This window comes from Asticcacaulis sp., assembly GCF_027484505.1.
Taxonomy (GTDB): domain Bacteria; phylum Pseudomonadota; class Alphaproteobacteria; order Caulobacterales; family Caulobacteraceae; genus Asticcacaulis.
This window is the reverse complement of the sequence record NZ_JAIXSV010000293.1, coordinates 1-9127: the sequence shown is the minus strand read 5'-3', so window position 1 is coordinate 9127 and position 9127 is coordinate 1. Positions and strand designations below refer to the sequence as shown.

Annotated in this window: 10 protein-coding genes; 3 read left to right on the top strand and 7 right to left on the bottom strand. The window is 64.4% G+C overall.

From position 1 onward, the window contains the following. Positions 1-134 precede the first annotated feature (134 nt). Complete coding sequence (locus Q0072_RS16965; RefSeq protein WP_102114575.1) at positions 135-368, top strand: hypothetical protein; 234 nt, start codon at positions 135-137, stop codon at positions 366-368. 85 nt (positions 369-453) lie between these two features. Here Q0072_RS16965 and Q0072_RS16960 read toward each other — a convergent pair whose 3' ends face one another. From Q0072_RS16960 to Q0072_RS16945, 4 genes are all read right to left on the bottom strand, one after another. Next, a complete protein-coding gene (locus Q0072_RS16960; protein WP_298332649.1) occupies positions 454-1089 on the bottom strand; it encodes an HD family hydrolase in 636 nt (211 codons plus the stop codon). 4 nt (positions 1090-1093) lie between these two features. After that, positions 1094-2335 (bottom strand): hypothetical protein, encoded by a 1242-nt coding sequence (locus Q0072_RS16955; protein ID WP_298332647.1) that lies wholly within the window; start codon positions 2333-2335, stop codon positions 1094-1096. 107 nt (positions 2336-2442) lie between these two features. Then, entirely contained in the window at positions 2443-2697 is a 255-nt protein-coding gene (locus Q0072_RS16950; protein ID WP_298332644.1) for a DUF2442 domain-containing protein, read from the bottom strand. Further along, complete coding sequence (locus tag Q0072_RS16945; RefSeq protein WP_298332642.1) at positions 2681-2923, bottom strand: DUF4160 domain-containing protein; 243 nt, start codon at positions 2921-2923, stop codon at positions 2681-2683. The genes Q0072_RS16950 and Q0072_RS16945 overlap by 17 nt, the downstream gene beginning before the upstream one ends. Before the next feature lie 202 nt (positions 2924-3125). Here Q0072_RS16945 and Q0072_RS16940 point away from each other — a divergent pair, with 202 nt between their 5' ends. Further along, positions 3126-5387, top strand: coding sequence for a helicase-related protein (locus tag Q0072_RS16940; RefSeq protein WP_298332640.1), 2262 nt, complete (start codon positions 3126-3128; stop codon positions 5385-5387). A 125-nt stretch (positions 5388-5512) separates the two neighbouring features. Further along, complete coding sequence (locus Q0072_RS16935; protein ID WP_298332637.1) at positions 5513-6433, top strand: class I SAM-dependent methyltransferase; 921 nt, start codon at positions 5513-5515, stop codon at positions 6431-6433. A gap of 8 nt (positions 6434-6441) precedes the next feature. Here Q0072_RS16935 and Q0072_RS16930 read toward each other — a convergent pair whose 3' ends face one another. The 3 genes from Q0072_RS16930 to Q0072_RS16920 all read right to left on the bottom strand — a co-directional run. Next, positions 6442-7827, bottom strand: a complete 1386-nt coding sequence (locus Q0072_RS16930) for an FAD/NAD(P)-binding protein (protein ID WP_298332634.1) — start codon at positions 7825-7827, stop codon at positions 6442-6444. A 116-nt stretch (positions 7828-7943) separates the two neighbouring features. Continuing rightward, positions 7944-8396 (bottom strand): Rrf2 family transcriptional regulator, encoded by a 453-nt coding sequence (locus tag Q0072_RS16925; RefSeq protein ID WP_298332657.1) that lies wholly within the window; start codon positions 8394-8396, stop codon positions 7944-7946. A gap of 81 nt (positions 8397-8477) precedes the next feature. Beyond that, a partial coding sequence (locus Q0072_RS16920) for a response regulator (RefSeq protein ID WP_298332631.1) occupies positions 8478-9127 on the bottom strand: 650 nt, incomplete at its 5' end.

Sequence of the window (9127 nt, the reverse complement as noted above, 5' to 3'; positions counted from 1 at the left end):
GTGGATAAGGCTATCCACCCATGAACCCGGTTCAACCGGCCTCGCCTCTGGCTCGGGCGGTGGACGGCATCGGGTAACCGGTTTCGGCCTGTTTCCATCGGGAAGCATTGGCCCGCAGTTTCAGGAGAGTGGCGATGGTATTGTCCAGGCGGACGGCGGAACCCCCGAAGGTGGGGGAATGGCTGGAGGAACTGAAGATGCCCCGGCGGCGCCTGTTGGTGCATGCCGTGCACCAGCATGCCACCCGTCCGACGCATGTGGAGTTCCTGGTGGAAGGCCGCAACAGTGACCGGCTGTCGCTAGCGCTGGAAGTGGTGCTGGACACCACCCGCTTCCGCCGTCTGGGACCCAGCCAGCACGCGGCCTGATCCGCCCTTCACGTTTGCGATGGATGAACGCCGCCGCGGCAGCGCGCCCGGTGGCGTTTTGATTCTAGGGTACCGCCGCTTGGCGTCAGGGTGACGTCGCGCCCGTAACGACCCTGTAGCGATCCCACCACAGCCCCCGCGCCTCTGCCTCGCCCACCACCATGATCGGTTGGGTCCAGAGTTTGCCCCGATAATTGCCGCCAATGTCACGGCGGGCCAGTTTTTCCGGCCAGCCCATCAGCTGGATCGCCTCCGAGATAGCCGTGACCTTGTCGGCCTTCTTGATCAGGTCGGTCTGTGGGGCCGGCAGGGGCCAGGGAAGGCCGACGGACAGGAACAGCGCGCGGTCCAGCCGGGCCTTGACCTCTTTCAGGCCCGCCGTCGCGAACAGCTTGCCATAGGGGGTGACGACGTCACCCAACCCGCCCCCTTCATGCAGATCATGCATCAGGGCCGCCAACCGCAGGGCGGGGCTTGCATCGGGCGCCAGCAGGGTGACCAGCACCTGTTCCAGCAGTACCGAATGCTGCAGGACATTATAGGCGGTATCCCCCCGCGTCTGGCCGCCCCAGCGTGCCACGCGCGACGCCCCCGTCACCCAATCCTCCAGCATGATGTCGGCGGGCGACGGGTCATACAGGTTCACCCAGCGGCCCGACCGCATCAGCAGGTTGGTGCGGGGCGCGTCCAGATGGGTGGGGACGGGGGGCGGCTTGCTCATGGCGTCAGTTCGCAGCCGGGTATAGCAAGGCCGCGATCTCGGCCAGCCGCGCCTCATCGCTGCCGGGCGGCAGGGAGGCCATGGTCTGCGCCGCTGCCTTGGTCTGACCCACCCGGTACTGCACCATGCCCAGCCGCAGCCGGACGACATTGGGGGACAGCAGCTTGCCTTTCAGTGCCTGCTGCAACATCGCGATGCCCTGATCCGTCTGCCCCAGGGAGACCAGGATCATGCCCAGCTTGGCCATGGCATTGGCATCCTTGCCCGCCGCCACCTCCTGCTGCCGCGCGGTCAGCCCATCCTTCTGCGCGGCCAGCTGTCTGGTGGCATAGTCGCGCAGGCGTTCATGCCGGTCCTGCTTGGGCCCCTTGCCCAGGATACCGAGCGACCAGCCGCGTTCCAGAACGGCGGCGGCCTCTGCGGGCAACTCCTCCACCATGGCGCGCTGGGCCATTTCTGTGAAGGAGTCGGGGTTCTCATAGGCATTGGCCGCCAGCCGCAGGCGGGCCCAGTCCAGGTCCAGCTTCTCGGGGATGGGCTTGGCCTGCTGCATGGCGTTGAACAGGCGCAGCCAGTTCTCCTTGCTGCGGTCGGTGCGCAGCTGCTGCTTCAGGGTCTTGATATAGCCTTCGATATTGCCGGACCCGAATTCCGACGCCGCCTGAAGCTGCAGCACTTCCGCTGAGGGCGCGCGACCGGCCTTACGCTGATCCTCGATCAGGGCCTGGGCCAGCTTGCCGGCTTTTGCTGGTTCCTTGGCCCGGAAATAGGCCTCTGCCACCATCTGGCGGAAGGCATCGCTGAGCCTGCCGGCGGCCATGGCTTTTTCCCCGAACTCCGCCGACTTGGCATAGTTGCCGGCCCGGTACCAGAGCTGCGAAAGGGTTTCCAAGGCACCCGCCTGATCGGCGGCGGATAGCGGCACCAGACTGGTCGCCGCCTCGAACGCGATGGCCGCCTTGTCGAAGCGCCCCTGCGCCTTGAAAATGGCGGCGCGCGTCTGCTCTACCGCCCATTTTTCTTCCGCCGTGATGGTGGGCACGGCGGCGGCCTTGTCGATGGCGGCCAGGGCCGCGTCAAAACGGTTGGCGGCCAGCGCCTCCTTCGCCGCCTGCAGCGGCAGGCCGACCTCCCTGCTGACGGTAAGGGTTGGCGCCGCCGCCACGGGTAGCGACAGAAGCAGGCAGAGCGCGGCAGCGGACAGCAGCGAACAGGTCGGTCGGGCAAGGCGGGCGGGGCGCATCATCACTCCGGCAGAAAGGCAGGCGGGCCGTCCGCAGGTTTTGCGTCGGATCGCGCCTGGGTTCAAGTCCCGCTTGGCCTTTGAGGTTCGGTTTGCTGGTGGGGCGGATGTCAGGCTGCGGTGGAGCGGGCGCTGGTCAGGTCGCCCCGACCCTCCAGCAGGCCGGGAACCGAGATATCCTCATCCAAGGCATCCCAATGCAGGCCCCGCCCGCTGGGGCTGATCATGACAGCGGCCCTTTGTTCAGGCGTGGCATGCAGTAGCCTTGGAAACCAAGCCAGCGGCACGCCAATGGTGCGGCCATCGCGCAGATCGACCCACATCGTATGGTCATCAAACCGAACTGTTTCAGCGGAAATGCCCATGCCATGCCTCTTCGATCAGTGCCTTGTTCTGCTCCACGACCCGCAGCAACTGGGAGAGTTCGCGACGGGTAAAGCCTTCACTGTCAGCGATAGCAGCCTCAGGATAGAGCCAGATTTTCGCTTCTGCATCAGCTCTCTGTGCGTGAACGTGAATGGGCTCACGCGGATTGCCCTCGTTTGAGAAGAAATGAAACCGGATTCCTTCCCATCGGAAGATGACAGGCATGACGTCTCCTGACACGAGGTGTCGGATGAAGTCACCTCTTCATGAGAGTTCTGTATATGCGTCTCTATGTAAATCCATAAATGCACGCTATCCCCCCACCCCTGTCCACAAGGAAGCCATGCCGCCCGGCCCCTGGGCAAAATGCCGGATCGCGGGCATAGTGTGCGCCTGCGAAATCTCTTTTCTTCGAGTAGCGTTACCCATGGATATGTTGCCCCCGGAGCCGTCAGTGGCGATGGACCCGGATATGGTCTTCTCTGTTGCCCGGCATCACCCGGAAATTACCACCGTCGGCCGTCTGGGCCTGGACCGGATAGAGCAGGCGGCTGCCTATGGCATGGTGCCGCTGGGTCTGCCGCTGCCACAGGGGCGGCGCGATCTGGTGGTGATGGCGGAGCGGCGGGATGCCGTGGCGTTGGAGATCGAGGGGCTGGTGGCGCGATTGGTGCGCCGGGCCGAGTTGCTGGAACAGGGGCGCCGCGTGCTGGAGGGGACGCATGTCGCCCTGCTGGCGGCAGAAGCGAAAAGCCGGGTACGGGCGCGGGCCCATGACGAGCTGTCCTTTGCCGAGATGCCGGGGCCCATCCGCCTGGAAGTCTCCCGCAGCTTCGACATCGACGAACTGGCCGGGCTGGACGATGCCACCCTGCGTCAGCATCTGGTGGAAGACCCGCAGCTGCGTCAGCTGCTGGAAGCGGCGCTGGAGGATGTGGCGGCCCGCCTGTGGCAGCTGCATGACCTTGTGGGCGAGGCGGATGACAGCTGGACCTTCGAGAATCTGGCCCAGCGACTCTACCGCGTTGCGCGCACCAACCATCAGCCCAACGATATCCTTCGGCGTTGGGAAGAGGTGGCGGACACCTGGCTGCGTGAACGCGCCGTGGCGCGTGGCCGCACCTTCGTGAATACCGAGTTCGACTTCGCCAAGTTTGAAAAGCTGTTCCCCACGGCGCGTTCCATGGGGCGCAAGCTGGTGGCTGTCGTCGGTCCCACCAATTCCGGCAAGACCCACCGCGCCATGGCGGCCCTGCATGAGGCCGAACAGGGTGTCTATCTGGCTCCCCTGCGCCTTCTGGCACTGGAGGTGATGGACCGGCTGAACCGGGAGGGGACACCCACCACCTTGCTGACAGGCGAGGAGGAAATCCGCGTTCCCGGCGCCCGGCATCTGGCCTCCACCATCGAAATGCTGGACCCAGAGCAGGTGGTGGATGTCGCCGTCATCGACGAGATCCAGATGCTGGCCGACAAGGATCGCGGATGGGCCTGGACGGCGGCGCTGATGGGGGTGGCGGCCCGCACCGTCTATCTGCTGGGCGCGCCGGAGGCGCTGCCGCTGATTGAACGGGTGGCGGGTTATCTGGGTGAACCGCTGGAGATTGTGCGGCTGGAACGCAAGCAGCCGCTGCACATGGTTGAAGAGCGGCTGGAATTTGAGGATGTGCGCAAGGGCGATGCCCTGATCGCCTTCTCCCGCCGCAATGTGCATCTGGTCCGCGACATTGTGCAGGCCAAGGGCCTGACCGCTGCCGTGATCTATGGCGCGCTGGCGCCGGAGGTGCGGCGGCGTGAGGCGGAGCGGTTTACCAATGGCGAGGCGGATGTCGTGGTCGCCACCGATGCCATCGGCATGGGCCTGAACCTGCCCATCCGCCGCGTGCTGTTCACGACACTGGAAAAGTTCGACGGGGTGGAGCAACGGGAACTGGCGCCTGCCGAGCTGAAACAGATCGCGGGCCGCGCCGGGCGCTATGGTCATCATGAGGTTGGCGAATTCGGCGTGGTGGCCAAGGGTACGGTGCAGCAGTTGCGCACCATCTGGACCCGCCATGACCCGTCCTTCGGCTCCCGCCGGGCGCTCACGGTGCGGCCCACCCGCGCCATGGTCGACCGGCTGGCCGGGCGTATCGGTCGGGACAGCATGATGCTGCTGATCGACTGTTTCGCTGCCGCCCGTACGACCGGCAGCCCCTATCGCGTGGCCGATTTATCGGCCCTGCGCCGTCTGGCCCAGGCGCTGGACGAACGGGATATCGGGTTTGAACAGAAGCTGTCCCTGCTGTTCATGCCATGCGATCCCGATAAGGAAGTGGATGCCCGCTTCTTCAATCAGATCCTGCGTGCGGTCGAAAAGGATGAGCCGGTGCCGCTGGGCCTGGTCGTGCCGGCTCGCATGGAACGGCTGGATGATTATGGGCTGGAGGAACTGTCACGGTCCTGCGACCTCTATTATTGGGCCAGCCGCAAGTTTCCCCGCCTGTTTCCCGACCGTAAGGCCGTGGAGGAACGCCGGGCCGAGGTGGCGGGACGCCTGTCGGAACTGCTGGCCAGCACGGCGCGGCGCCAGCGCATGGGTGGCGGCAAGGGGCCTGGCGGTCGACCCGGTGGCGGTGTTGGTAAGCCAAAGCCGCCCCAGGGCTTTCGGGGGACGCCCAAGAAGCGCTATGGGCCACGCAAAGGGTGAGGTCGAAACCGCTGGGTTTCCCTAATTGCCTACCGCCATTTGGGGATTTCCTATGACCTGTTACCACAGGGTAAAGGATGATATATTAGAAAGCTGAACGATCCCCCTATTAAAAGGTGAAGGATATGTCGTTGTCCGCCAAGGTTGAAGGAAATACCGCTCAATCTTCTGGTGCTGGACAATCTTATAAAGATACTGATATCTATAAATGCTATAAACGTTCGCCCTACTCATCTATAAAACACTCATCTTATTTTCATGCATATGAGGATTTATTCAGCTCGTATCGGGGCCGTGATATCACCTTTGTCGAGGTTGGCATTCTGAACGGCGGGTCGCTGTTCATGTGGCGGGAATTTTTCGGTCCCAAGGCCCGTATCATTGGCCTGGACTTCAATCCCGCTGCCAAAAGGTGGGAACAGGACGGGTTTGAAATCCATATCGGGGATCAGGCCAAACCGGAATTCTGGCAGGAGCTTTTCGCCAAGATCGGAAACGTGGACATCCTGCTGGATGATGGTGGCCACACATTCGAACAGCAGATCGTGACCGTCTGCGAGGCGCTGCCCCATGTCCGGGATGGGGGCCTGATCGCGGTGGAGGATACCCACACCAGCTATTTCAAGGATTTCGGCTATCCCACCCCCTATTCCTTCATCGAATGGACGAAGGTGATCGTCGATAATATCAATTCCCGGTTCCCCGGCATCAATCAGCCCTTTTCCAAACTGCCCTACAAGGACAGTGTCTTCTCGCTGCATTTCTATGAATCGATCGTGGGCTTCAAGATCCGCCGCGACATCTGCGTGCCCAGCCACCCTGTTTCCAATGGCGCTCCCACCCGCCAGCACGAGGATTTCCGGAACAAGGACAGCCTGATCGGCACCGTGGAGGAACGGTCAAACGCCCTGTCGCGCCGTCTGGCCTTCCTGCGCAACATGCCGTTCCTGTGGCGCACCTTGTCGGCTGCCAAGCGTGTCACGGTCACGGCGGTCGGTCGGTACTATTACAAGGCGCGGCTGCGCCGTCTGCGACACCTTTTCTGACGCCGGTTCTATCTCGCGGCCAGGATCGAATGGGCCAGTTTTTGCGCCTGTACCCTGATATCGGGTACGGCGGTGATCTCCCACAGGGTGCCGCGCATGATCGGCCCCATGGCGTACAGGCCGGGCACAACCTGCCCCTCCGCATTTTTCAACCGGGCATCTTTGTCGGTATCCAGACCCAACCGTAGCGGGTCGGGCCGCACCAGTCCCGCATCCAGAAGGCTGCGCAGCAGCGGGTCGCGGGTTCCGGCAATGTCGCCACCGGGACCGACACAGTTCACCGCATGCTGCACCGTCAATTCCTCTGCCACCCTCTGTCCGCGACGGCGCAACCGCAGGCAGAGTTCACCGCTCTCCCCGGCGCGCAGCCATTCCAGCTTGCCCGCAATTACCCGCAGACGGCCCTGCGCCATCATGGCGCGCAGCCTTTCATCGACGGGTGGTGCCAACCGGTGGCGATGCACATCCCACCAGGGCCGCAGATGCCGCAGGAAGCGGGCGCGTGCGTCAACCGGCAGAGCATGCCAATAGGGGCCGGTGGCGGCCCGCAGACTGTCGATCACCCCATGCCATGGCCGTCCCTCCGCCATGGCCGCCCGCACCGCCACCCGCACGGCGTGAAGGGACCCGGCCAGGGACGGGCTGATGGCAGGGGCCGCCTGTGGCGTGGTGGGGTGGCCCGCCGGGCCATGGCGTCGCGGCAGAAGCCCGCGCCGCGACAGGGCCAGAATCGGCCCGACATGTCCCTGATCCGCCAGGGATAGGGCCACATCCACCATGGTCAGGCTGGTGCCCAGCAGAAGCACCCCATCCTTCTCCCCGATCCGGGAAAGCGCACCAGGAGCCCAGGGATCGGTCTGGAAACGGAATGTGTCCAGAAGCGCCTTGTCCACGCCCGGCGGCGGGTCGGGAGGGAAGTTCCCCACGGCAAGCACTGCCCCATCAACCTCATAGGTCCGACCGACATCGGTGGTCAGTAGAAAGCCGCCGCCGGCAGCCGGCACCAAGCCGACCGCGTCGTCGGCGACCAGGACCAGACGCCCGACGGCATCCGACCCGGTGGCTGCCTGGGACAGCATGTCCTGCAGATACTGGCCATAGGTGGCACGCGCCACGAAGCCTGCCGGATCGGCGGTTTCATTCCGGCCACGCAGCCAGTCCAGGAAATGCCCTGGCTGGTCCGGAAAGGCCGACATGTTGCCGGCCCGGACATTGAGAAGATGCGCGCCGTGCCGCGTGCTGTAGGCGACCCCCTTGCCAAAGCCGCGTGTGCGTTCCACCAGAAGGATGCGGGGTGCCGCGGGGCCGGCGGCCAGAAGGTGCAAGGCTACCAGTGAACCACTGAAACCGGCGCCGATCACGGCAATGGAAGGGCGTCGGGTGCGATCCGTCATGCGGGCAGGGCTTCCTGGCTGGCGGTATTATCCTATGTCGCCAGTAGGAATTATGGCCGCCATAGAGTCAAGCCGGTTCGGCGTGACGATCATGTGACGGTGCGGGCTGACAAAAGTCAGATCACGAAATCCAGCGGATGGCTGAGCGACCGCCGGCGCCGCGACGCCTCCGCCAGGGTGCAGCGGTCCAGGACGGTGGCCATGGCGTCGCGGGCCTTCAGCATGGCCCAGCGGATGACGCAGGTGGCCGCATCTTCGCAGTCTTCACACGGTTCGAACTTTAACCGGCTGGCGCAGCGGATGGGTGCAAGCGTGCCGTCAATGACGCGGATGATGTCGCCAACCGACAGATTCTCCGGTGGGCGGGCCAGACGATATCCGCCATGCCGCCCCCGCTGACTTTGCAGCAGCCCGGCCTTGCGCATATCCAGCAGGATGGCTTCCAGGAATTTGGCGGGAATATTCTCCGCCGCAGCGATTTCCCCGATCTGGACCGTTGTGGCATCTTCAAAGCGATCAGCCAGATGGATACAGGCGCGAAGGGCGTATTTGGCCCGCTGGGTAAGCATCGCGGTCAAACTTTCCGGCACAAACAGGTCTACCCTTCATGGCGTTTCCGCGCGCCGATAGCAAGGGGCCCGTTTCGCTGATCAGCCTTCCGCTTCCGTCGCCATGGCCCGTGACAGTTCGGGGATACGGTCGGCCAGTGCCCGTTGTGCCCGATCACCGGCGGCGGCCAGCTGCACCAGCAGCGCTGCCAGGGCGGCCCGGTCAGCGCTGGCATCAATGGCCTGTTCCACATCACGCGCTGCCTGTGACAGTTCCATCAGGCCGAAATTTCCCGACAGGGAAACCATGGAATGGGCCTGGGCCCGCAGCACGTCCAGTCCGATTGTGTCGTCGGCGATCAGGGCCGTGCGCTGCCGCAGGGTGCTGGCCACCTCCTCCATCATGGGCAGCAGTGCGCCGGCGCCCATCAGCGCCTCAAGCTGTGCCTGCATATCCATCGACAGTACCGGCAGCGCGCTTCCGGCGCCGTTTCCGGCGGCGGCCACCCGGGGTGCCGGGCCGATACGCTGTGACCAGCGGGTCAGGGCCGCGACCAAATGGCTGGCCTCGATGGGTTTGGCGATATGGTCGTTCATCCCGGCCTTGCGGCAGCGCTCCACCTCCGACGGCAGGGCATTGGCCGTCAGGGCGATGATGGGAATACGACCGGCAACCGACGGCAGGGCACGGATGGCGCGCGTCGCCTCCAGCCCGTCCATCCCTGGCATCTGCACATCCATCAGCACCAGAT

Excerpts from the sequence above, each read along its gene's own strand:
- Q0072_RS16965 (WP_102114575.1), top strand. The coding sequence starts at position 135 with ATGGTATTGTCCAGGCGGACGGCGGAACCCCCGAAGGTGGGGGAATGG.
- Q0072_RS16960 (WP_298332649.1), bottom strand. The coding sequence starts at position 1,089 with ATGAGCAAGCCGCCCCCCGTCCCCACCCATCTGGACGCGCCCCGCACC.
- Q0072_RS16955 (WP_298332647.1), bottom strand. The coding sequence starts at position 2,335 with ATGATGCGCCCCGCCCGCCTTGCCCGACCGACCTGTTCGCTGCTGTCC.
- Q0072_RS16950 (WP_298332644.1), bottom strand. The coding sequence starts at position 2,697 with ATGGGCATTTCCGCTGAAACAGTTCGGTTTGATGACCATACGATGTGG.
- Q0072_RS16945 (WP_298332642.1), bottom strand. The coding sequence starts at position 2,923 with ATGCCTGTCATCTTCCGATGGGAAGGAATCCGGTTTCATTTCTTCTCA.
- Q0072_RS16940 (WP_298332640.1), top strand. The coding sequence starts at position 3,126 with ATGGATATGTTGCCCCCGGAGCCGTCAGTGGCGATGGACCCGGATATG.
- Q0072_RS16935 (WP_298332637.1), top strand. The coding sequence starts at position 5,513 with ATGTCGTTGTCCGCCAAGGTTGAAGGAAATACCGCTCAATCTTCTGGT.
- Q0072_RS16930 (WP_298332634.1), bottom strand. The coding sequence starts at position 7,827 with ATGACGGATCGCACCCGACGCCCTTCCATTGCCGTGATCGGCGCCGGT.
- Q0072_RS16925 (WP_298332657.1), bottom strand. The coding sequence starts at position 8,396 with ATGCTTACCCAGCGGGCCAAATACGCCCTTCGCGCCTGTATCCATCTG.